Here is a 24,668-nt window from a genome sequence, read left to right on the forward strand (position 1 = left end):
CTTAAGAAATTATACACTTATGAAAAAAGAACGCTTGTTATTTCATGTCTTTACCGTACTCGCTTTATTTTTTGTACTGAGCCCTATTGTCAGTTCAGCCAAAAGCCAAAAAGAATACCTTCGCGTGAACAACCCAAAAGTAAAAACTTACTCGTTTAAGGTTGGAAACATTACCATTGGTAACCCCAAAGTTGTTGATTTTAAAGCTGATCGAAAAAAAAATCGCATCACCTTGTTTCCTAAAAATCCTGGCACAACCTTGTTAATGGTTTATGATCAAAAAGATACCCAACGTGAGGTTTTAGAATTAACCGTTTATTCACGAGACCCCAACCGTTTGTTGGATCAAATCAGACAACTCTTGGTGGATGTTGAGGGGATCAATATTAAAAAGCTTAACAATAAAATCATTATTGATGGTGAAGTCTACCTGCCTTCAGACAAAGAACGCATTGAAAAAATAAAAGCCAATATGCGCAATATTGTTGATTTAACTCGAATGAGTCCCAACTCAGATCAAGTCATTGCTAAAAAAATTCAGGAAGAGATCGGTTTGGATGAAGTTCATGTAAGATCTATCAGAGGTAAGATTGTTTTAGAAGGTGAAGTGTACTCACCGCAAGCCTCGGTCAAGGCAGAAAAAATTGCCAACCTTTATTCTAGAAACGTTATCAATGTTTTGGATTTACGTGAAGTGCCCCGGCCGCCATCTATGCAACCTACCATTCAGATCAATGCCCACTTTGTTGAAGTGTCTAAAAATTTCTCTAAAAACTTCAACTTCACCTGGAATCCTGTTCCCAACATTGGTACCAACTTGTCCTACACTTTAAACCCTGTTTCCGGTAGTACCAATTTTAACGGCTCTGTCACCGGCTCTGCCAACAACCTACTACCCAAACTCAATTACTTTAAATCGTTGGGCTTGGCTCGCATCCTAGAAAACCCTTCAGTATCGGTTAAAAGTGGTGAGGTTGCCACCATAGAAAGTGGTACACGCCTTGGTTTTCCTGTTGCGCAAGGCAATGGCACCGTATCTTTGGAATTTCAAAATGTGGGCGCTAAATTAAAAATTCGCCCTTACGCTCGAGGCAGCGATGTGGATATGTCGGTTGAGGTAAAAATCAGCTCTTTGGGTGCACCCACGGTCAACGGCAATGTTTCCATTACACAAAACTCAGTCAACACCACACAAATTGTGCAATCGGGTGAGTCTGTTGTCATTGGCGGCTTAATCCGTCATGCGTATCGGCAGTTTTTTGATCGCCCACCAACAGGTGGTGCTAACGCCACCAACAGCACAGAACTGGTTGATCCCTTTCCTTTGGGGTCATTGTTCACACTGTTCAAGTCCAACGATTTAAGCAAACAGCGCAGTCAGTTTTTGGTCTTCATAACTCCTAAAATCTTAAAATATTCTAAAGACTCCAACCAAGAGCTTAAAGATCAGTTTAACCTGTATGAAGTTTATCCTGATGCCAACGGTAGCGTAGACGAAATCGTCAACGAGGTTGAATAAGTTGCAACTGGCCAAAACCATAGCCATTATTGGTCCCAAAGCAGGTGTCGGCAAAAGTGTATTTGCCAGCAACTTGGCCTATGCCTTAGAAAAACAAAGCAAGGGTAAGAAAGTTCTCATTCTTGATTTAGATCCACAAGATTGCGGAGACATCAGTGTTCTTTTAGGTGCACGCGTTAACACCTCACTGATGGAATTAAGCAAGGGCGCTTTTAAGATGCTTCGTACCGACCTCATAAGCCAGATTCATCATCATGAAAAACAAATCTATACCCTGCAAGGCAGTTTATCGCCCAACGGTTTACAAAATGTCGATATCAAAGCTTTTGTACGCTTGCTGCAACTTTGCCAACAAGAATTTGATTACCTTGTTGTTGATTTAGGTAGCGAGTTTGATGCCATGGCCACTGAAGTTTTTGAACATTCAGATGCTATTTATTTTGTTACCACCCCAGAAATTTTAACCTTGCATCGAGCCAATCATGCCTTGCATGAAATTCAAAATATGGCCTTTGAGAGCAGCAAAATTCAATTGGTGGTTAACCGTTTTGATCCAAAAGAAGCCATCAATGAAGCGGTGATTCAACAAAAACTCAACCGTAATATCTTAGCTTTGTTGCCCAATGCATCTGAAGCCATTCGTGAATCGGTAGAAACTGGACGTCCTTTGTTTTCTTACAACCCTCGTTATTCTTACGCGCAAGTGGTTGAGGAAATTGCCCGACAATTCATTAAACATCATGTAACTCAACAAAAAAACAGTAATGACCAAGCTAAAACCTTTGCCAGTATCAACGACGATGCCATAGAGCTGCAAAACAGCCAGAACTTGGCCAAGCAAAATGATCATTATGATGAAATAAAAAAGAAAATTCATGCTCAATTGATTGAAGTCATGGACTTTAGACATTTGTCTGTAGAAGAGTTTATCAAACAAGATGAAAAATCTATTGAAGACTTGCGTGTTAAAACCAAAGAGACTATTTTTCAGCTTTTGGACCAAATTCCTGAAATCAAGTCCAGACAAGAGCGTCAATTCATCACCAAACAAGTTTTGGATGAAGCTTTAGGTTTAGGTCCTCTAGAAGACTTATTGGCTGATCCTTCAGTCACTGAAATCATGGTCAATCGCTTTGATCAAATTTATGTTGAACAACAGGGGAAACTGCAAAAAACCAAACTAAAGTTTACCGGTGATCAACAGCTCTTAGGCGTGATTGAAAGAATTGTAGCTCCCATTGGCAGACGGATTGATGAAAAAACACCTATGGTTGATGCCAGATTAACGGATGGCTCTCGAGTTCATGCCATTATTCCTCCCTTATCTATCGATGGGCCTATGTTAACCATTCGTAAATTCACCAAATCTATTTTGAGTCCTCAGCATTTGATTGACCTCGATGCTTTTACACCAGAAATATCAGATTTTTTACGGGCCTGTGTCCAAGCCAAGCTGAATGTTTTAGTTTCAGGGGGAACGGGCACCGGTAAAACAACTTTGCTAAATGTTCTGGCGAGTTTTATTCCAGACCATGAAAGAATCATTACCGTTGAAGATTCGGCAGAACTGCAACTGGCTCAAGAGCATGTTGGACGACTTGAATCCCGCCCAGCCAATTTGCAAGGAGAAGGCGCCATCCCTATTCGTGAGTTAGTGAGAAATACGCTAAGAATGCGTCCTGATAGAATTATCATTGGTGAGTGTAGAGGCGCTGAAGCTTTAGACATGTTACAAGCCATGAACACAGGTCATGATGGAAGCTTGGCCACCATTCACGCCAATACCCCAAAAGATTGTATTGCTCGCTTAGAAACCTTGGTTATGTTTGCCGGCATGGAACTGCCGTCACGCGCCATTCGCGAACAAATAGCAGGTGCTGTAGATTTAATTATTCAGTTAACGCGAATGTCTGACGGCAGTAGAAAAATTACTGCGGTCACTGAAGTGCTAGGCATGAGCAAAAATAAGACTGAAGAAGTTGAGCTGCAAGATATTTTTATTTATAAATCAGAAGGTTTGGACAAAGAAGGAAAAGTCAAAGGTTATTTTCAAGCCACAGGTCTCATCCCTCAATTTGCCCAGCAATTTAAACAAAAAGGCATAACCATGCCCAAAGGCTTATTCAGTCAATAAATGGTGTTTATGTTACTCCGTATTCTTGCTCAAAACACCTCCAATCTGGCCAATGCACCTTCTTCATCGATGTCTTCTCCCTCACTGATTGTGGGTTATATCAATATCATTCTTATTGCACTGGCGATTTTTTTTATTATTTACTCTTTTTACCCACTCTTAGAGCATAAAGTTTATACCACCATGCAACAGCATCTAGATCGTTGCGCAAGTTTATCAGAAAAAATGTTTATCCCTTTAAACCAAGTTTTACTTCGTCGTGGCTTATTCATTGTCATGCTATGCGCTTTACTTTTAACTCTCTATCTGACTTGGGGCTTTTATTGGGTAAGTTTAATTCTCAGTATAGCTTTATTATGGTTGATATGGAAACTGCCCATCTTTATTTTAGACTTTATGTGGAAACGCCATATGTCCATGTTTGATCGACAATTGGTGGATGGTTTAAACCTGATGTCCAATTCACTTAAGTCTGGCTTAAATTTGCAACAAGCGCTTGCCGTCTTGGTAAAAGAAATGCCCAAGCCTTTATCTCAAGAGTTTGCTTTGGTGCTTTCACAAAAAAAATTAGGTTTAAGCATAGACCAAGCTTTAGAAAAAATGCTGGAGCGCTTGCCCAGTAATGACTTAAGCATTGCCATTCATTCAATTTTAATTTTACGTGAAACCGGTGGTGACTTAAGTGAAACCTTTGACATCATTGCCCACACCATCCGTGAACGCAGAAAAGTGGATGGTAAAATTGAGGGCCTGACCGCACAGGGAAAAATGCAGGGTATTATTTTATTTAGCATGCCCTTCGCTTTTGGCGCCTTTTTGTACATCACCAATCCCCAATACATTCAACCGCTGTTCACCACCACCCTAGGCTGGATGTTCCTTGTTTTTGCCATGATCTTACAAACCATTGGCTATTTTTGGGTCAAAAAAGTCATCAGTATTGACGTTTAAAAATCATACCGGCAATAAAACTCTCTGAGGAATGCCTTGTTTGGTTTTATAAACTTCACCCTTTTTGGTCAGAGTAAACCTTAAATAATAAATGATTTGATCTTCAAGAATAGCTTCTCGCTTAAAAATTGGCGTGCAGTTGCCACCTAAATTTCTTGCAGAAGGTGTAAAAAAGAGTTCTACACCTGATGCTCGAGCTACCTTTGCCAAGTTTTGCGTATAACCATAATTCTCGCCAATCAACTGTTTTTGATCAATCTCTTTCTTTGTTCTAAGATCAATGGCCTTGCCAGTTTTAATTTTTGCTTTAAACATTTTACGATCTCTATGAATATCTGTTTTTGCTTGGGGTAAACGTTCTTTTTCGTGTTGATAAAACCAATGTAAAGCTTCTATTTCAGATGTCTCTGCTTCCAGAGCCCCATACCAAACACCAAAATCGGCTGTATTAAACCGACCGATATTCCATTGAATTTGATCAAAAATGGCCAAGGTGCTTGTTGTATCACCGTACTGAAATACTCGGTTAACCTGAGAAATGCTGTGATCAATATTACTGGTTTTATTTTCCCAATATTGCACTACGGCCTTATCAGACTCATCTAAGTTAAGATCATCCAGTAAGTCTTGACTTGGAAAACAAGTAGTTATATTCCGATAACTGTCACCTTCCCATGCTGAAATAACAGAAAAATCTATCATCAGTAAGCTACACGCAAATTATCTAACATTCTTCTAAGGGTAAAAAGTCGTTGAAAAGATGCTTTCGGATCTTCTTTTAGAAAATCAATGGGTGATTTTTTATTCAACAAGCTCCAAGGCTGCTTGATAAAACCATAGACCAGTTCTTTATTGTAGGGATAAAGCATGCGCAGATTTTTATGAATGCCAATCAAGATACCCACCCGCGAAAACTTATCAACATCTTCTGGTATGCTATTTTTATTTTCCAAGTCTAATAAACGCTGCCCATTTTTCTTAATTCCAAGAATGAGCGCTTGTTCTTCGCGATTAAGCTTGTATAACTTTACAATAGACCAAAATGCTTTACCTAAAACGCTTGCTTCCTGAGCATAGTTTTGAGTTTCAATGGTTTCATTTTTTTTCATATCTATAGAATACCATATCTTTTATATGATTTCATTACTTAATTTAACTAATAAAATTAATTATTTAAAATTATAAATGTTTTTACATATGATTTCACTGTATTTTATGTATTGATGGTACTTTTTAATAATGCTAAAAGATTTCCTTTTTGCATTTTTAAGATCGTGCTATAGATATGCCATGAAAGCCATTCGTTTTATTTTAGGAAAACTAATCTTATTTTTTAATGCTATTATCCCTACCAAAAAATTGGTAGAACGCAATGCTGAGCAGCAAAAACTTGCTGACGCTCAAACGCAAAACTACAGTATTTACCAGTTTGAAGCTTGTCCCTTTTGCGTCAAGGTCAGACGCCATGTCAACGCCCTTAATTTAAAAATTGAGTACAAAGACGCCAAAAATGATCCCCAAGTAAGAGAAGAATTGTTAAGCAAAGGCGGAAAAGTTCAGGTGCCGTGTTTAAAAATTGTAGAGGGTGAAAGTGAAGTCTGGATGTATGAATCCAATGCAATCATTGACTATCTAAACCAACAGTTTCAAGTCGAAGCCGCATGAAACCTATTCTCCCTCATTGACTTGAAAAATTCCTTCGGTTCCTTTAACTTCATTGGTAGCGGCATCGATATATATGCCACGCGACATTGACCAAATTTCATCTATGTTAAATGGATGTGTCCTTGAACCATCTCTTAACAAAGATGATAAAAAAGCATTTTGACTGGGGGCTACATACTCTCCATCTGTATCAGCATACGCTACCAATAACATGGATTCTCCGTTATTGGCACCAACCGCTGCCTGAAATGCTGGGTCTTCAAAAGCAACCAGGTTAAAGTAACCTGCTGAATCACCATTGATAGAAATAATTGTGTCATTGGATGATAAACTTATCCCAGAATTTAATGGAATTGCTGTTGCTCCTAAATTGGTTAAACCTAAAACTCCGTAATCCTCATAAGTACTTACCATGTCACAACTGTCGTTGGTAAAAACTTGGCTACCATCAAGAGAATATGCATAAAGATAGCCTTTACGACCTGCTGGGGGTACAGAAAAATCATTCATGTCTTCACCAGCATCACACTCTTTAGTCAAACAGTGAAAGGATGACACAGGACTAAAGCGTGGATTTGGAAGACAGGGCGTATTAGCATTGTAAAGAAATGGTTGTTCATTGTAGAACACCATTTGAGAGTCATAAAGTTGTTTGAGCTTTAAACTTGCTTCACCTTGTTTGGCTTTTTGAAGATATCGCTGTATAACAGGTATGGCTACAGCTGCCAAGGAAGCAACAATAAGCATAGATACAAAAAGTTCTACTAGCGTAAACCCTGATATATTATGTTTTTTTGTTGTTTTGGTCATAAAAAGAAGGCACATTTTCAAATTATAACATAAACACAACTGTACCACTAAAATAATAATCCAAAAATATCAAACAATACAGCCTGTTACTTACACATGTTTTCTATCATCTGAATTATAAAGTTTTTAAAATACATACGATATAATAGCTAAACTCTATATTTTTTTCAGCATTCATTTTTGCTTTCACTTGTTTTAGATTATATGTATTTTAGAATACTTAAGATATTATTAATTGTCTTGAACGTAAAAAACCAGCCTGGCAAAAGCCTAGGCTGGTTTTTTTGAGTTTAAAGCGGCGACGTCCTACTCTCCCACAGGGCTCCCCCTGCAGTACCATCGGCTCTGAAAAGCTTAACTTCCGTGTTCGGGATGGGAACGGGTGTGACCTCTTCGATATTGCCACCGCAAACTTTGCTGTAATAATCCTATGATTAACTACAGACTTAATGTTTGCAATTTTGTGTTTTTGTATATCTTTACAATACCCGGATATTCATTCAATTCAATGACTAAGCCGCACGTGCAATTAGTATCAATTAGCTTCACACATTGCTGCGCTTCCACACTTGACCTATCAACGTCCTAGTCTAGAACGGCACTTTAGGAGACATAAAGTCTCAGGGAAATCTAATCTTGAAGGCTGCTTCCCGCTTATATGCTTTCAGCGGTTATCATTTCCGCACGTAGCTACCCAGCTATGCTCCTGGCGGAACAACTGGCTCACCAGCGGTGCGTCCATCCCGGTCCTCTCGTACTAAGGACAGCGCTTCTCAAATTTCCTGCGCCCACAGCAGATAGGGACCGAACTGTCTCACGACGTTCTAAACCCAGCTCGCGTACCGCTTTAATTGGCGAACAGCCAAACCCTTGGGACCTTCTTCAGCCCCAGGATGCGATGAGCCGACATCGAGGTGCCAAACCTCCCCGTCGATGTGAACTCTTGGGGGAGATCAGCCTGTTATCCCCGGCGTACCTTTTATCCGATGAGCGACGGCCCTTCCATGCGGGACCGCCGGATCACTAAGACCTACTTTCGTACCTGCTCGTCTTGTAAGACTCGCAGTTAAGCTCTCTTATGCCTTTGCACTCAACAGCCGGTTTCCAATCGGCTTGAGAGAACCTTTGCGCGCCTCCGTTACTCTTTGGGAGGCGACCGCCCCAGTCAAACTACCCACCAGACAGTGTCCCAAAACCGGATAACGGTTCGTGGTTAGAATTCCAAATAAATCAGGGTGGTATTTCAAGGTTGACTCCACTACAGCTGGCGCCATAGTTTCAAAGTCTCCCACCTATCCTACACAGATTTATTCAAAAGTCAGTGTCAAGCTATAGTAAAGGTGCACAGGGTCTTTCCGTCTTGCTGCGGGTAGAGAGCATCTTCACTCTCATTTCTACTTCGCTGAGTCCCTGGTCGAGACAGTTGGAAAGTCGTTACGCCTTTCGTGCAGGTCGGAACTTACCCGACAAGGAATTTCGCTACCTTAGGACCGTTATAGTTACGGCCGCCGTTTACCGGGGCTTCAGATCGTAGCTTCGCCGAAGCTAACCACTCACCTTAACCTTCCGGCACCGGGCAGGCGTCAGTCCCTATACATCGTCTTACGACTTAGCAGAGACCTGTGTTTTTAGTAAACAGTCGCTTTCCACATTTCACTGCAACCAATCAATGCTTATGGCGGCATCGCCCACATTAATTGGCACACCTTCTCCCGAAGTTACGGTGCTATTTTGCCGAGTTCCTTAACCAGAGTTATCTCAACGCCTTGGAATATTCTTCCCACCCACCTGAGTTGGTTTACGGTACGGGCTACAATCTTAGCTCGCTTAGAGAATTTTCTTGGAAGCATAGAATCATCACAAACGCTTCATCCGTAGAATCCACGCCACATCACTGCTCGCCTTAACGATCTTACGGATTTACCTATAAGATCTAGCTACCTGCTTATACAGCCTAATCCATCAGACTGCGTGACTATCTTTCTCCGTCCTCCCATCGCTCAAACGCTAAAACCGTAGGTACAGGAATATTAACCTGTTTTCCATCGACTACGCCTTTCGGCCTCGCCTTAGGTCCCGACTAACCCTAAAAGGACAAGCCAGCCTAGGAAACCTTGGGTTTACGGCGGACAGGATTCTCACCTGTCTTCTCGCTACTAAAGCCAACATATGCTCTTGAAGTCCCTCCAGCAGTCCTCTCGGTCTACCTTCAGCGGCAACTTCAATGCTCTTCTACCGATCATGTAAACATGATCTCGTAGCTTCGGTGGTATGCTTAGCCCCGTTGAATTTTTGGCGCAGAATCACTTGACCAGTGAGCTATTACGCTTTCTTTAAAGGATGGCTGCTTCTAAGCCAACCTCCTGGCTGTTTATGCGTTTCCACATCCTTTTCCACTTAGCATACACTTGGGGACCTTAGCTGACGATCTGGGTTCTTTCCCTCTCGACCACGAATGTTATCACCCGTAGTCTGACTCCCAGGATAACTCTTAACGGTATTCGGAGTTTCATAGGGTTTGGTAATCTGGTAAGACCCCTAGCCCTTTGAGTGCTCTACCCCCGTTAGATAAACCTGAGGCTATACCTCAATATATTTCGAAGAGAACCAGCTATCTCCAGTTTTGATTAGCCTTTCACTCCTACCCACAGCTCATCCGAACATTTTTCAACATGTCCCGGTTCGGTCCTCCACGCAGTGTTACCTGCGCTTCAACCTGGCCATGGGTAGCTCAACTGGTTTCGGGTCTACAACCTGCAACTGAATCGCCCTTGTCAGACTCGCTTTCGCTACGGCTGCGTCTATAAGACTTAACCTTGCTACAGACTGTAACTCGTTGGCCCATTATGCAAAAGGTACGGGGTCAGGCGTGTCAGAGACATTGCCCTCCCCCTGATTGTAAGCATACGATTTCAGGACTATTTCACTCCCCTCGTCGGGGTACTTTTCACCTTTCCCTCACGGTACTAGTTCACTATCGGTCACTCGGTAATATTTAGCCTTAGAAGATGGTCCTCCTAGATTCACACAGGATTTCTCGTGTCCCGCGCTACTTGGGAAATCTTCAAAGAGACAACAAGCTTTTGTTTACCGGACTATCACCGTCTATGGTCAGTCTTTCCAGACTGTTCAACTAACAAGTTGTTTTGTAACTCTTTGCACTTACTGTAATAAGTGCGAGAAGCTCCCGCAACACCAAACAATCGAAGCTTACAGGCCATATGATTAATTTGGTTTAGGCTATTTCCATTTCGCTCGCCGCTACTTTGGAAATCTCAATTGATTTCTATTCCTCTAGGTACTTAGATGTTTCAGTTCCCTAGGTTCGCTCTACCATGCCTATATATTCAGCACGGAGTAGTGGGCTCTTAACCCCACTGGGTTTCCCCATTCAGACATCACCGGATCAAAGCTTATTTCCAGCTCCCCGATGCTTATCGCAGGTAATCACGTCTTTCATCGCTTCCGAGTACCAAGGCATCCGTCGTATGCTCTTAGTAGCTTAGCCATTGAATTGATAAGAATATCCAAGTATATTGTATTGATATACTTAAATTATTTGAATAATTAATTAAAACACAAAATTTCAAAGATCAGGAAATACAATAACAATCATATTTCAAAAACTGGTGGAGGTGAACGGGATCGAACCGATGACCTACGCGTTGCAAACGCGTCGCTCTCCCAACTGAGCTACACCCCCAGACTAGCTGTTAAGGGTTTGGGCTTAAGGCTTAGCTATTAGTAAACTAAGCTTTTTACTTAAAGAACTAATCTCCCTAAAAGTTAACCCCAAAGTCTCAAGCGTTAAGCCTTAGCATGGTGGGCCTAGCTAGATTTGAACTAGCGACCTCACGCTTATCAGGCGTGCACTCTAACCAACTGAGCTATAGGCCCCTATTCGTTTACCAAATTATGCCGGCTACTTTACTTTCGTTCGTTCAGGTTTTTACAAACCTTTTCTCATTCGAGCTCGTATTCGAGCAAAATTTGACGACATAAAAGGCTGATTAGCCTGCATGTTGGCGTCGAACCATTTCCTCAATCAAAGAACATTCAAGTCCTTCAAAACTGAATACAGTAAATATACAAATTTTTGTGCGTTGACCTAAGTCCGAAATATCCGAAGACATTCGACTTACTCCTTAGAAAGGAGGTGATCCAGCCGCAGGTTCCCCTACGGCTACCTTGTTACGACTTCACCCCAATTACCGACCAGACCGTAAATACTGGAAGACCCAGCATCCTCTGGTCCAATCAACTTTCGTGGTGTGACGGGCGGTGTGTACAAGGCCCGGGAACGTATTCACCGCAGCTTGCTGATCTGCGATTACTAGCGATTCCAACTTCATGGAGTCGAGTTGCAGACTCCAATCCGAACTGAGGCCGACTTTTTGCGATTGGCTTACTCTCACGAGTTCGCAGCGCTTTGTATCGACCATTGTAGTACGTGTGTAGCCCTAGGCATCAAGGGCCATGAGGACTTGACGTCATCCCCACCTTCCCCCGGTTTGACGCCGGTAGTCTCTCCAGAGTTCCCAACTTAATGATGGCAACAAGAGACAGGGGTTGCGCTCGTTGCGGGACTTAACCCAACATCTCACGACACGAGCTGACGACAGCCATGCAGCACCTGCTTGACAGTGTTCCGAAGAACAAGAAATTCATTTCTGAAAATCGTCTCTCAAGTTTCTAGCCTAGGTAAGGTTCTTCGCGTTGCGTCGAATTAAACCACATACTCCACCGCTTGTGCGGGCCCCCGTCAATTCCTTTGAGTTTTAATCTTGCGACCGTACTCCCCAGGCGGATAACTTAATGCGTTAGCTGCGACACCGAAAGGGTCAATACTCCCGACGTCTAGTTATCATCGTTTACGGCGTGGACTACCAGGGTATCTAATCCTGTTTGCTCCCCACGCTTTCGCGCCTCAGCGTCAGTAACTATCCAGAAAGCCGCCTTCGCCTCAGATGTTCCTCCTAGTATCTACGAATTTCACCTCTACACTAGGAATTCCGCTTTCCTCTCTAGTACTCTAGTTTGGCAGTATCCGATGCAGTTCCTGAGTTGAGCTCAGGTATTTCACAAACAGACAGACCAAACCGCCTACACGCCCTTTACGCCCAGTAATTCCGAACAACGCTTGCACCCTCTGTCTTACCGCGGCTGCTGGCACAGAGTTAGCCGGTGCTTCCTTTGAAGGTACCGTCAAGGCAAAAGGTATTAATTTTTGCTTTTTCTTCCCAACTGACAGAGCTTTACAACCCTAAGGCCTTCATCACTCACGCGGCGTTGCTGGATCAGGCTTTCGCCCATTGTCCAATATTCCCCACTGCTGCCTCCCGTAGGAGTCTGGACCGTGTCTCAGTTCCAGTGTTGCTGATCGTCCTCTCAGACCAGCTAAGCATCTTTGCCTTGGTAGGCTTTTACCCCACCAACAAGCTAATGCTCCGCGGACCCATCCCTAGGTGATAGCATATAAATAGAGGCCACCTTTTACCACTGTACCCGGAGGTTCTGTGGTCACATAAGGTATTAGCACCCCTTTCGAGGTGTTGTCCCTTGCCTAAGGGCAGGTTATCCACGTGTTACTAACCCGTCTGCCACTGTACTCATTTCCGAAGAAATTTTCTCGTTCGACTTGCATGTGTAAGGCACGCCGCCAGCGTTCGTTCTGAGCCAGGATCAAACTCTCGTGTTAAATCCTGAGAACGATACTAACGTATTGTTTTGTATTTGTTCTCGTTTTACTGTTGCTTAAGTCAAGCTTAAGCTTTTAAAATTGAACGTAAGTTCCACACAAAAATATGGTTTGTATATTTTTGGCTGTATTCAGTTTTCAAAGACCTGACAAACACTTTTGGTTTGTTGTTGGACGGACAGTTATACAGATTTGATTCTTCACTGTCAAACAAAAAAATGTTTTTTTTGTTTTTATCGCTTAACTAAGCAGTTGCTTTTTGTTCTTACGATTCCGTTAAGGTTGGGATGGTATACAGATGTGACTTTTCCCTGTCAAACAAAAAAAATGTTTTTTTTGTTTTTATTGTATTTTTTTTTAAGTTGCTGTTTTTATTAACTTAAAAAAGAGTATTTCTTAACGAATTAAGCTTATAAAGCGCTGTTTTATTTTTTGCAAGTCCTTTTCTTTTTTAAATGCAAAAAACAAGGTGTCATCACCAGCAATAACACCCGTTATTTCTGGCCAGCCCATGGCTTCTATCTCTACAGAGATAATAGGGGCACAACCTAAAATACCCCTTACCACTAAAAGATGGGGCCCAGCCTGTTCTACATAGTGAATTCTTTCTTTAAAAATTCGTTCCCATGACGCTGAAAGATCATTAGAGTCACCTTCTAAACAATATATGTTCCCCTTTTTAACAATGGCCAATTCACGCATATCTCTACTTATTGTTGCCTGACCCGCCATAACACCTTTCTTTTTTAAAGCTGAAATCAAATCTCCGTGCGAGGATAAATGTTGCTTTTTAATTAATTCAATTAAGATAGACTGTCTTTTTTCTTTGTTCATACTCTCCTCAATATTTGTTCTTTTACCTTATAGACCTTAGATCTTGAAATTTTTAAGCCTAAACAAGATGAATAAATATTCATTGACATATGAATATTTATTCATTAAATACTTTTTATTTAAAAACAAACTTTTAACCAGGGGGTATTCCATGCGTTTTTATATATTACTACTACTTGCACTTTCTAGTGCTGGCTTTGCCCAATCTAGAGGCCGATGCGGAGAGATTATTAACAATCAAAGCTTATCTCAAGAGCAGCAAAACTCTATTTATGATGCAAATGACTTCATTGATCTGAATGCTGTTACCAAGTTTATTCGCGGTGAACATGTTATTATCTATTATAAGGATCAAAACTACTCTACAGCGAACTATACTTTTTCAAGATATAGACCTACTGGCAACAACAACAATGAAGATATACAATTTGTTAGGATGATTCGTGGTGAAGAAATTATCATTTGCCAAGGTAGCGAATGTTACAAAGGCGTTCCAGCTGATGCATATCCAAAAAACAAACCATCAGACAACTCTACACAAGCAAGAACTTGGGAGCAACCTTGTCGAGGCATTGATGACAGCCGCGAGTGTAGACAAAACGGAAGAGGTTACTGAAAACTTAATTAAATTTAAGCCACTTTCTTTTACCTATCTTAATGGCATCGCCAGTTTTAAATGCTGGCGATGCATTGGCATCATTTAAAACCCTAGCTTCACTTATACTTTTTCCTGCCTCTATCAATTTAACCGCATTTTGCTGACTCAAGCGCCGAGCCTCAGATTTTGAAGCAACAACCTTTGCCAAGCATAAAATATCTGCAAGAGATTTATCTTTGCATTCTGATACATCAATACTTGGCATGTCTTCAGGCATATCACCTTGCTTAAACTGGCTATCAAAGTTAATAGCTTCTTGTTCAGCTTGATCTTTAGTAAAAAAACGAGTCACCACCTCTTTAGCAAAATTTATTTTTGCTTGCTTTGGATGCACAACAGCTTGTTGAACATTTTTTTTTAATTTTTCTAAATCTTCTGTACCGATATCTGACAACAATTCATAGTACCTCAACATCAAATCATCTGAGATGCTCATTAATTTACCAAACATGTCTTTTGGCTTTTCATCAACACCAATGTAGTTGTCATAAGATTTAGACATTTTTTGTACACCGTCTGTGCCTTCCAATAAAGGAACCGTCATAATCACTTGCGGATCTAGGCCATAAACTTTTTGTAATTCTCTACCCATCAATAAATTGAACTTTTGATCATTGCCGCCCAGTTCAATATCTGCTTTTAAGGCCACTGAATCATATCCTTGCAGTAAGGGGTACATGAACTCTCTAATTGAAATAGACTGCTCCGCTTTAAAACGTTTGGCAAAATCATCTCTTTCCAACATACGGGCCACTGAATAATGGGTGGTAATTTCAATCAACTGAGCGGCACTGAGTTGATCAAGCCACTCACTGTTAAACTTAACCTGGGTTTTTTCTGAATCTAAAACTTTAAAGACTTGCTCTTTATAGGTTTGAGCATTGTTTTGAATATCTTGCTCTGATAATGCAGGTCTAAGCTTTGAACGCCCCGTTGGATCACCAATACGCGCCGTAAAATCACCAATTAATAAAACAACCTCATGCCCGAGTTGTTGAAACTGCCGCATCTTCTGCAACAACACCGTGTGTCCCAAATGAATATCAGGTGCAGTTGGATCAAAACCAGCTTTAACGCGCAAAGGACGATTTTCTTTTTTGGCCAGGGCCAGCTTTTTTTCTAAGCCCCCTTTTGGTAAAATCTCAACTGTGCCTCGTTGTAATAACTCTAAATCATCATTCATGTTTTACGATTTAAACGCTTCATGTCCAGAGATCAATTATTTGTATAGCTTTGTGTAAAGTTTATTCAATCGTAGCTTTTTCCCTTAAAGTTTATGCCAAAATAACCGCAAACAAAAAGTGCTGTAACTCAAAATATTTTGCGCCCATTGTTTTATCTCTATGGCAATATACAAAAGATAATCATTTTTATAGGCTTTGAATCATGCTATAAGCATAGATTATGAAGCGAGTATCCATTTATCTAAACATTGTTCTAGGCCTATGCTTGGTCTACAATTTTTATCAAATAAGACACTTGAACCTGTCAGTGCAAAACTTAAAAAAGGACGCCTTTTCATCACAAACAGAAAAAAGCACCTCTGTTGCTAACAACGAAAAAAATGCTGTTGCTTCACCAGCCATTCCTTATGACAACAAACATATTTTATCGGTTTTGGATTACTTACAAGAAGAAATTGATCATTTGAAAAACAGAGCCCAAACCAAGCTTCCCTCGGCAAACAATAATGCCCATGATGAGCAATCAAAAATAAATGATTTCCCTAAACTTGAATTAAACAGCCATGACCATAACAGTGACCGTTATTTATCTGCAGAAGAAGCAAAATTAAGTCAACTCAACTTTAATAGTTACGATATTGATGAAGATGGTAAAATTTCAGATAAGGAGATTGACTCAGCTAAAAAACGCCTAGACAAAGCTCAACGCCATGTTCAAAAACGAGATCGTGCTGACGGAGCGTTCCCCATTGAACACAACGCCTGGTCAAGAAGTCAAAAAGAGTTTAATTTCATTGATCAAAACAATGATTTAATGATTGATGAATCAGAGTATATTCATTACCTTTCTCAAGCAAAGCAACAACTGAGACGCTTTGATTACAACAGAGATAGCTGGATCAGTTTTGATGAGTTTGGCCAAGGAGAAGCTCGCTTTGCACAAATTGATCATGATTCAGATCAAAAAATTTATGAACATGAAATACGCAAAGCCATGTATCGTGGTTTTTGGTAGAGTTTAAATTTGCTTTTAGGCTAAATAAATTAGCTCAACAGTCTTGTTTAAGGTAGAGTCTACCTTAATAATTAGTTTTAAACTTATAACGTTATGGCATTTTTGCCAGGGAGTTGATTTAAATGAAAATCTTAAAATCGTTAAGCTTTGCAGCTTTTTTTGCTGCTGGTTTATTATCTTTAAGCGCTTGCAATTCAGACAAAGCAGTTCACAGCAATATTGTTTATGCGCAAGCAGGTCCAAAAAAAGACGCTGTTGAAACCTTGGCCAAAGTCAATGGTGAAAGCATCAATGAAAAGTCGCTTTTAAACTTTTTGCAAGGCCCATTAAAAAGCCAATACCTTAAAGTCCAGTCAGAGTTCTATGCCACGCAAACCAATGCTTTGGATGAAATGGTCCTAGATAAACTGTTAGAAGTGGAAGCTAAAAAACAAAAAATATCTAAAGCTGACCTTCTAGCCAAAGAGGTTACCAAAAAAGCTAAAAAAGTTTCAGACTCTGAAATTAAAAGCTTCTACGATGACTATGTTGAAAAAATGAAAGGCAACCCCAGATTTCAAGCCCCTCCTTTTGATGACAATGTCAAAAACCAAATTCGTCAAAGTTTAGAAGGCCGCAATAATGCAGAAAGAAAGCAAGCTTACTTCAATGAATTAACCCACAAGTATGAGGTGACTTACTACACAAAGCCACCACGCGTTGACGTAGCCTCAGGCAATCTTCCTGCTAAAGGCAAAGAAGACGCAACAGTGACCATTGTTGAGTTTTCTGACTTTGAGTGTCCGGCTTGTCGCGGAGCTTTTGAAACTGTAGAAAAAGTAATGAAAGCCTATAAAGGTAAAGTCAAACTTCATTTTAGAGACTTTCCTTTAAGCTTCCACAAAAAAGCCAAACCTGCGCACAATGCTGCCCGTTGTGCCAATGACCAAAATAAATTTTGGTCCTATCATGACGAGCTATTTAAAAGCTCAACCTGGGTTCAAGCTGCTAATGAAGCTGCTGCAATCAAAGAGTTAAAAAATATCGCTAAAAAACTCAGATTAGATCAAAAGAAGTTTGATGCCTGTGTTGATGGCAAAACGCACTATGCAAAAGTCGATGAAGACTTTAAAGCTGGGCAACAAGTCGGTGTTGCTGGAACTCCTGCTTTTTATGTCAATGGTATTCCGCTACCTGGGGCGGTTCCCTTTGAACAATTCAAAAAAGCTATTGATGCTGAGTTAGCACGCAACAAAAAGTAATTCTTTGTATACAAACTATACAATCAAAAAGCCTTGGGCATAAGTGCTCAAGGCTTTTTTAATGGCTCTTAATTTTTGATTTTTCTTATACAAGATAAAATTGGAAAGGAAATCACATTAAGCATGATATCTTAAGCCAGTCGCACTGCATGCCTCCTGAACTTATTTCCAGCCTAGTAGCTATAAAATGTAACAAATCTAATTAGTCAGATTAATTATAAACTAGACTTCTTTATTATACAGTTTTGCATTGTAGATGAGGTGAAGGTAACGAGATTGCCCAACAAGAACATAGTCACTAATGACCTTAGAACAAAAATAGTCCAAAGCCTTTGGTTCAAAGCTTATACTTAAAGAGCCGTTGCTGCGGTTATCCAAGACTTGAATTGCAAAATCATGACTTTTATCAGACTGCTGATCGCCAAGTGTTAAAACAAAATGCTCCCAACATACTCGTCCATACTTTTCATTGTTGCCGCACTCTTTTGCTTTTGAAGATTTAATTTCCCAGGAACCCACCGTTTTTTTAAAAATTTGGTCTTTTTTTAGATCAAAAAGCTCATTCAGCCCTGCTGTGTAGCCCATATTTATATTTTTAAATTTTTGAGCAAGTTGCGCCTGGTCAGGATTGTTAGAATCCAAGACAATGATTTTATGACTTGTTTGCGCAGACATGCTTGTCACTAAAAGTACAAGACATACGCTACAAAGATAAATGATTTGTTTCATAGGCTTCTCCAAAAGTTTCATTAATTTTATAGATTTAAGCAAGCGCATGCCTCAAAGTCAAAGCGACATGATGTAGCTGTGCATAGTTGATGTTGCTGTGTGGCATTTGTTTATTCAATATCATTTATACGCTCAATCATTTTTCTTGCTTTTAAAAGTATTTTTTAGACCTTATGAACCTCTTTATGACACTGCTTCTTCTTTAGTACGTTGAGAGGTAATATTGTGCAGCCAAATGCTTTGGGTCAAGGTCCACGGCTTGTTGAGCATAGGCTTTGGCTTGATCATAATTTTTTTCTAGATGTGAAAGCATGGCCAAGTGAAAAAGTGTATGCGGATCTTTTTGTATTGTATTGGCTAAATCAAAATAGTGCTTGGCTGAATCTGTGTGCTTTAAATCATAGTAAGCGTAATTTGCTATCCAATGAAACATAAATGCTTCCCGGTTTTCTCTGGCAACTGTTTCTGCTTGACTATAAAAAGAGCGTATCAAAGCATGGGTATTGGGAAAGCTCTTTAAAACACTGGCCAAAAAGAAACTGGCATAGGGATCTTGATTGCTTCTTATATCTTCAAAAAACTCTGCAAAACTTTTATCGTAAACTTTGTCTTCAACAAGATCCGGCAAATTAACAATAGAGGTCACACCTCCTTGTATATAGCGTTTCTCATTTTCATTGGCTTGATCATGCCATATCTTGGGTAAATGGCTTGTGCCCTGACTGCTTAACAAGCCAATGGCTTGTAAGTTTTGACTGATCACCAACCCGCCACTTTTTCCTCCCATGGGATATGATTCAGGACTTATAAGGTATGCCGGAGACTTTAAAGCATTTCCGCCATTTAACTGGTCTACAGTTCCCACAGCAAAAACATGCTCAGTCTTATCCAAATGAACTTCTCCTTGGCAACCCGGTAAAACCATAACGGTGTCATCTAATGTCACCGTGGTTTGCCTAAGCTCCTGTGTGATGGGACTTATATTAGAGTAAGCATGCTCTTCAAGTTCCAAAATAATGGTATCGTACGCTGTATTTTTGTGAGAAATGTTTTTTGCAGCTATTTCTGTTCCATCACTGAGTATAATGGTTGCAGCATCTGAACCCACCACACAATGTGCCGCTGTTGCAACATGTTGCTGATCAAACACAAAAAAGCCTGAACAGTCTGTTTGCGTGACTTGCGCGTCTACACTAGAAAAAATAAACTTTTTATTCACTTTGACTGTAACAACCGTATTTCTGAGCAAATTGCTTAAGTTTTTCACGGAAACATTAAGTTTTTTTGCAGCCATGGCAATATTTTCATCACTACAGTTTACAGGTAAAGATAAGTTTGGCTTGGCACTTAGACTTGTCCAGCATAACAAAGCAATAACACTTAACTTTAATTTTTTTATGCTTGTTTTTTTCATATTTTGATTCTCACTAATTTAAACGCTCTAAATCTTAAACAAATCGTGCATTTTAAGTTTACGGCGTAAAAACTTAAGAAAAAACAAATCCCTTGCAGCGAGTTTTGCTTGGTTTTGCCAAGCATGTACCTAAGCCGGTAGAACTTGTTTTTTCTCTTGTTATCCCTTCAATTTAAAGCACGATAAAATCGGTACTCACTCTCTACTCTATGCTTTTACTCACTTAAGATAAGTCCGCCCTTGATGCTTCTGTCATTGTTTGAGTAGTTGCCAGGATAATACACTTCCCACTGGACGTTTTCACCCAAGCGCTGACTTTTCTCATCTGCCAATGCTTCACACATGAGTTTAGCTACATCTCTGGCATGTATGGCGTTTATTTTAAACTTTGCATCTTCGGTTTGTTTTTTTACAAGATAAGCTTGATAAACTTCTTGGTGAACGGCCAAACCAATATGAACAAAAGTTATTTCTCGATCAACATTCTCTGCAAAACTTGCTCTTGAAGACCAGTTATAGTTGAATTGATTTTGATCAGTAAGAGTTAAACCACATACTTTTAAGTTATAATAAGTTAATACTTCAGGCTCATCTTTATAGTCATAGCCTAAATAAACAAAACCACGGGTATAGATGTACATGTCTTCTAAGTGGGTGCAAACCTGCTCATGATGATGGCTTCTTTGCTCGCACTCATCTTTTTCTGGAATAAACTTGGCCACAAAGCGTGCAAATGAACTCTCACTGATACGATCATCATTTCTAAGTTTTACCTGACACCCCGTCTTACTTAAGCCATCAAAAATTTGTGCATCTCCATCATTTTCAAAAGCATATTTGTGCATAATTCTCTTGGCTTCTTGTTGCTCTTGAACCACTAAATTTTGTTTCTGGATAATACACTGTCCAGCAAAAAGACTGCTGGAGATAAGCAAACTTGATAACAATAAACTAAACTTTATAATATAATTTTTCATAACTCATTTCCCTTCATGATTAATGATCGCGATTTATACCATGCATTGCGTTATTTTACAAGTTTATCTAAGTGTATCAATCTTATGGCGAGCAAAAAGCATGAATCTATCTCAATTTACTGAATTAATTAGAGTTCTTCATAAGATTATGTCATTATAAAACTATACGAAATCTATAAACCCTTAATTTTATTTGAAGGATGCATGTATGCAAGACATAAATATTGACGCTATTTCTATTCCAGAAGTTTTACCTTTGTTACCGGTTAAAGATGTGGTGCTTTTTCCATCGGTTATTCTCCCTTTATTTGTGGGTAGAGAGAGCTCTATTCAAGCTGTTGAAGCTGCTTTATCTAAGGATAGATTATTGTTTTTAAGCTCACAAAAAGATCCTTCAGCGGAAGTGGTTACACCCGATGGCGTATATCAAATGGGTTGCGTGGGTATGATCATGCGCATGCATAAGCTCCCGGTTCCCGATGGACGCATTAAAATATTGGTGCAGGGTGTACGCCGAGCGATGATCAAAAAAGTGGTCAAAGAGAGCCCTAATTTTTATGCCAAGATTGACCCCATTCCTCTACCTGACGTAGAAGCACAAAGGGTTAAACTTGAAGCCATGATTAGAACGGTTAAAGAACTGTTAGAAAAAATCGTCTCGCACGGTAAGATTCTTTCTCCTGAAATTTTGATTGTTTTGGATGATGTTAAAGATCCCGGTCGTTTGGCAGATTTGATCTCATCTTATTTGGGACTAAAAGTAGAAGAAGCTCAGCCTATTTTGGAAATGACCGATCCTGGCCAACGCTTACAAGCAGTGATGGACCTTTTGCATAAAGAGTTGGATATTCTTTCTGTACAAGAAAAAATTCAAACCGAAGCTCGCGGCGAGATGACCAAAATTCAGCGTGAGTACTACTTGCGTGAACAACTGCGGGCCATCAAAAGTGAGCTAGGTGACAGTGACCCAAAAACCGAAGAAATTGCAGAACTTTCAGAGCGTATTGAAAAGGCAAAAATGCCCAAAGAGGTTCATGAAGAGTCTTTGAAACAGTTGCGTCGTCTTGAAGGTATGCACCCAGATGCAGCTGAAGCTTCTATTGTTAGAACTTACTTAGACTGGATGGTTGAGTTACCTTGGAAAAAATCTTCTAAAGACAACATTGACTTGGTCAAAGCCAAAGAAATTCTTGATGAAGATCACTTTGACTTAGAAAAAGTAAAAGAAAGAATTTTAGAGTTTTTGGGTGTAACCAAACTTAAAAAAAGCATGCGCGGACCTATTTTATGTTTTGCAGGCCCTCCTGGCGTGGGTAAAACCTCTTTAGGACGTTCAATTGCTAAAGCCATGGGCAGAGAGTTTGGCCGTATTGCTCTTGGCGGTATGCGTGATGAGGCGGAAATTAGAGGTCACAGAAGAACTTATGTAGGTGCCATGCCTGGCCGTATTATTCAGAGCATTAAAGCCGCCGGAACCAATAATCCGGTATTTATTCTGGATGAAGTGGACAAATTGGGCTCAGATTTTAGGGGTGACCCTTCTTCAGCCTTGCTTGAAGTTTTAGACCCAGAACAAAACAACAGCTTTAGAGATCATTACCTCAACTTACCCTTTGATTTGAGTAATGTGATGTTTATTGCCACTGCCAACATGATTGACACCATTCCAGCAGCTTTGCGTGATAGAATGGAAATCATTCACTTGTCTGGCTATACTTTGCAAGAAAAGCTAGAAATTTGTAAACGTTACATTTTGCCTAAACAAATCAAAGAAAACGGTATTGAAGAAAAACATATCAGCCTTAATGATGAGGCCTTAAGCATGGTGATTGACCAATACACCCGTGAAGCAGGCTTGCGTAACCTTGAGCGAGAAGTGGCTTCTTTATGTAGAAAAGTAGCGCGTAAGGTAGCAGAAGGTTTTGATGGTCAAAGCAAAATAACGGCAGACAACCTGCATACTTACTTGGGTTCTCCTAAATACATCCCTGAAGCCGAGCAAGAAAACAGTCAAATTGGTGTGGCCACGGGCTTAGCCTGGACACAAGCGGGTGGAGAGATCCTTTTTGTGGAGTCTAGCCTTATGAAAGGCAAAGGCATGTTGACTTTGACCGGTCACCTTGGTGATGTCATGAAAGAGTCTGCCAGAGCTGCCTTAACCTTTGCCAGAGCCAATGCCAAAGACTTAAAAATCAGTGACAAGCTGTTTCAGACTAAAGACATTCACATTCACGTTCCTGCCGGAGCGGTTCCAAAAGATGGACCTTCTGCCGGAGTGACCATGGCTACAGCCATTATTTCTGCTTTGGTGCAAAAACCCATCAACAGAAAAGTCGCCATGACCGGTGAAATATCCCTGCGTGGTCGTGTCATGCCTGTTGGCGGTATTCGTGAAAAAGTTTTAGCTGCCAAACGGGCTAAAATCACCACCATTTTAATTCCTCAACACAATGTCAAAGACTTGGATGAGATTCCACCAGCCTATTTGGAAGGTGTAACCATCATTCCTGTGGCGCATATCACTGAAGTGATAAAGCATGCTTTTTCAAAGAATCCAAAATCTAAAAATGCTTTGGTTTTTGATAACAAAAAGAAAAAAACAAGTCCAAAGACCACTGCCAGAAAAAAAACTTCACGGAGAAAACCACAGGCTACGGCCTAAGTTTATGAAGCAATATTTTCATTGCATGCTTATGGTAAAGGGCTTTGTTGTTTATAACAAAGTCCTTTGCTTTTGCTTTCAAACTTGCAATTACCGTCTGTTTAGACCTAAAATTCCTCCATCATTGTTATGCTCATAGACTCCAGCTTTATTTTAAAACTTATTTTATTTATTTTTCTTTTAGCCTTTTCAGCCTTCTTTGCTGGATCAGAATCAGCTTTATTCAGTCTGGGTAAATTACGTGTTCGCCGGCTGAGATCAAAGAGTCAAAAAACCTATAAAGCTGCAAAAGCTTTACTCGATCAACCCACCAAACTCATTTCTACCCTATTGATTGGAAATGAGGTGGTTAACGCTGCCATTGGTATTGTTGGAACTTCACTTGTTTATCAAATTTTAAAACCTTATGTTTCGCCCTCATGGCTGCCTTTTTTTTCTGTAGCACTGGTTTTGCCGGTTCTTTTAATTTTTGGTGAAATGCTTCCTAAAACCTACGGGCTCAAACGTCCGGAAATTCTGGCTGGCCTCAATGCTTCAGCCTTACAAAAATTCTCTTCTTTGATTAGACCTGTCCGAGACTTAATTGTTTGGGCACCAGAAAAAATACTGCAACTGCTTGGACAAAAAAAGCAAGATCACGACTCTATCAGTGAAGACGTGTTTAGAGCAATGGTTGATACCAGTGCTCAAGAGGGAGTACTGGATACGCAAGAGCAGTCTATCATTCATAATGTCCTCAAGCTTGATGATATTATGGTCAATAAAATCATGACCAGCAAAGAGACCATTGCCTACTTCTATGAAGACACCTTATTGAGTCAGGTTTTTGATGAATTGCAAATCCATGCCTATTCTAGGTTTCCTATTTTATCTCGCACAGAGCAAACGGTGTCAGGTGTACTCTACGCCAAAGATTTATTGAGCATAGAAAACTTTGATGACTCCGTCAGTGCAAAAGACATTATGCGTAAACCCTTATTTATTCAGCCTAAATCCAATGCCCTAGAACTGTTCACTTTGTTCAAACTCAATAAAATGCATTTTGCGGTGGTGAGTAGTGATCATAAAGAAGACTTTCTAGGGGTTGTTACTTTAGAAGATGTTTTAGAGGAAATTTTTGGTGATCTCAAAGATGAACGTGATTTGGAAGATGAGGAAGACCAATGAGCCTTTTTGC

The 24,668-nt window shown here is 40.2% G+C and carries 17 protein-coding genes, 2 tRNA genes and 3 rRNA genes; 9 read left to right on the plus strand and 13 right to left on the minus strand.

Annotated elements, in window-relative coordinates:
* The first annotated feature begins 19 nt into the window (after window positions 1-19).
* Genes MRY82_09695 through MRY82_09705 form a run of 3 tightly spaced genes read left to right on the plus strand, consistent with a single transcriptional unit; the run spans window position 20 to window position 4,604 of the window.
* Window positions 20-1,519: a pilus assembly protein N-terminal domain-containing protein gene (locus tag MRY82_09695; GenBank protein MCI5073196.1), complete on the plus strand. Its 1,500-nt coding sequence runs from the start codon at window positions 20-22 to the stop codon at window positions 1,517-1,519.
* Window positions 1,512-3,653, plus strand: a complete 2,142-nt coding sequence (tadA, locus tag MRY82_09700; protein MCI5073197.1) for a Flp pilus assembly complex ATPase component TadA — start codon at window positions 1,512-1,514, stop codon at window positions 3,651-3,653. Before MRY82_09695 ends, tadA begins: the two co-directional genes overlap by 8 nt.
* Before the next feature lie 9 nt (window positions 3,654-3,662).
* Window positions 3,663-4,604 (plus strand): type II secretion system F family protein, encoded by a 942-nt coding sequence (locus MRY82_09705; GenBank protein MCI5073198.1) that lies wholly within the window; start codon window positions 3,663-3,665, stop codon window positions 4,602-4,604.
* A 3-nt stretch (window positions 4,605-4,607) separates the two neighbouring features.
* Here MRY82_09705 and MRY82_09710 read toward each other — a convergent pair whose 3' ends face one another.
* Window positions 4,608-5,306 (minus strand): RES family NAD+ phosphorylase, encoded by a 699-nt coding sequence (locus tag MRY82_09710; protein MCI5073199.1) that lies wholly within the window; start codon window positions 5,304-5,306, stop codon window positions 4,608-4,610.
* Entirely contained in the window at window positions 5,306-5,713 is a 408-nt protein-coding gene (locus tag MRY82_09715) for a hypothetical protein (protein MCI5073200.1), read from the minus strand. Before MRY82_09715 ends, MRY82_09710 begins: the two co-directional genes overlap by 1 nt.
* 181 nt (window positions 5,714-5,894) lie before the next feature.
* Between MRY82_09715 and MRY82_09720 the strand changes: the two genes are divergently transcribed.
* Window positions 5,895-6,269 (plus strand): glutathione S-transferase N-terminal domain-containing protein, encoded by a 375-nt coding sequence (locus MRY82_09720; GenBank protein ID MCI5073201.1) that lies wholly within the window; start codon window positions 5,895-5,897, stop codon window positions 6,267-6,269.
* Window positions 6,270-6,272: 3 nt separating this feature from the next.
* Here MRY82_09720 and MRY82_09725 read toward each other — a convergent pair whose 3' ends face one another.
* The 7 genes from MRY82_09725 to MRY82_09755 all read right to left on the minus strand — a co-directional run bounded on the left by MRY82_09725 (window position 6,273) and on the right by MRY82_09755 (window position 13,611).
* Complete coding sequence (locus MRY82_09725) at window positions 6,273-7,079, minus strand: hypothetical protein (protein MCI5073202.1); 807 nt, start codon at window positions 7,077-7,079, stop codon at window positions 6,273-6,275.
* Between the two features lie 293 nt (window positions 7,080-7,372).
* Window positions 7,373-7,489: ribosomal RNA gene (rrf, locus tag MRY82_09730) — 5S ribosomal RNA — on the minus strand.
* Between the two features lie 98 nt (window positions 7,490-7,587).
* Window positions 7,588-10,587, minus strand: a 23S ribosomal RNA gene (locus MRY82_09735).
* 119 nt (window positions 10,588-10,706) lie between these two features.
* Window positions 10,707-10,782: transfer RNA gene (locus tag MRY82_09740), tRNA-Ala, on the minus strand.
* 117 nt (window positions 10,783-10,899) lie between these two features.
* Window positions 10,900-10,976: transfer RNA gene (locus tag MRY82_09745), tRNA-Ile, on the minus strand.
* Window positions 10,977-11,228: 252 nt separating this feature from the next.
* Window positions 11,229-12,777 (minus strand): 16S ribosomal RNA (locus tag MRY82_09750).
* The 16S, 23S and 5S rRNA genes sit together here with 2 tRNA genes alongside, the layout of an rRNA operon.
* Before the next feature lie 396 nt (window positions 12,778-13,173).
* Entirely contained in the window at window positions 13,174-13,611 is a 438-nt protein-coding gene (locus tag MRY82_09755) for a hypothetical protein (GenBank protein ID MCI5073203.1), read from the minus strand.
* A gap of 151 nt (window positions 13,612-13,762) precedes the next feature.
* On the opposite strand from MRY82_09755, the gene MRY82_09760 reads away from it, so the two are divergent.
* Window positions 13,763-14,227, plus strand: coding sequence for a hypothetical protein (locus tag MRY82_09760; GenBank protein MCI5073204.1), 465 nt, complete (start codon window positions 13,763-13,765; stop codon window positions 14,225-14,227).
* Between the two features lie 4 nt (window positions 14,228-14,231).
* On the opposite strand, the gene tyrS is transcribed toward MRY82_09760, so the two are convergent.
* Window positions 14,232-15,452 (minus strand): tyrosine--tRNA ligase, encoded by a 1,221-nt coding sequence (gene tyrS / locus MRY82_09765; protein MCI5073205.1) that lies wholly within the window; start codon window positions 15,450-15,452, stop codon window positions 14,232-14,234.
* Window positions 15,453-15,673: 221 nt separating this feature from the next.
* Here tyrS and MRY82_09770 point away from each other — a divergent pair, with 221 nt between their 5' ends.
* Window positions 15,674-16,468, plus strand: a complete 795-nt coding sequence (locus MRY82_09770; GenBank protein ID MCI5073206.1) for a hypothetical protein — start codon at window positions 15,674-15,676, stop codon at window positions 16,466-16,468.
* 122 nt (window positions 16,469-16,590) lie between these two features.
* Window positions 16,591-17,709, plus strand: coding sequence for a thioredoxin domain-containing protein (locus MRY82_09775; protein MCI5073207.1), 1,119 nt, complete (start codon window positions 16,591-16,593; stop codon window positions 17,707-17,709).
* 222 nt (window positions 17,710-17,931) lie between these two features.
* Here the strand turns inward: MRY82_09775 and MRY82_09780 are convergent, their stop codons facing one another.
* The 3 genes from MRY82_09780 to MRY82_09790 form a co-directional block, all read right to left on the minus strand.
* Window positions 17,932-18,384, minus strand: coding sequence for a hypothetical protein (locus tag MRY82_09780; protein ID MCI5073208.1), 453 nt, complete (start codon window positions 18,382-18,384; stop codon window positions 17,932-17,934).
* Window positions 18,385-18,640: 256 nt separating this feature from the next.
* Window positions 18,641-19,852, minus strand: a complete 1,212-nt coding sequence (locus MRY82_09785; protein ID MCI5073209.1) for a trypsin-like peptidase domain-containing protein — start codon at window positions 19,850-19,852, stop codon at window positions 18,641-18,643.
* 215 nt (window positions 19,853-20,067) lie between these two features.
* Complete coding sequence (locus MRY82_09790) at window positions 20,068-20,829, minus strand: hypothetical protein (GenBank protein ID MCI5073210.1); 762 nt, start codon at window positions 20,827-20,829, stop codon at window positions 20,068-20,070.
* Window positions 20,830-21,037: 208 nt separating this feature from the next.
* Between MRY82_09790 and lon the strand changes: the two genes are divergently transcribed.
* Both lon and MRY82_09800 read left to right on the plus strand, forming a co-directional pair.
* A complete protein-coding gene (gene lon / locus MRY82_09795) occupies window positions 21,038-23,491 on the plus strand; it encodes an endopeptidase La (GenBank protein MCI5073211.1) in 2,454 nt (817 codons plus the stop codon).
* 129 nt (window positions 23,492-23,620) lie between these two features.
* Window positions 23,621-24,658, plus strand: coding sequence for a hemolysin family protein (locus MRY82_09800; protein MCI5073212.1), 1,038 nt, complete (start codon window positions 23,621-23,623; stop codon window positions 24,656-24,658).
* Window positions 24,659-24,668: the final 10 nt, after the last annotated feature.

This window comes from bacterium, from assembly GCA_022763185.1.
Lineage (GTDB): Bacteria > Bdellovibrionota_G > JALEGL01 > JALEGL01 > JALEGL01 > JALEGL01.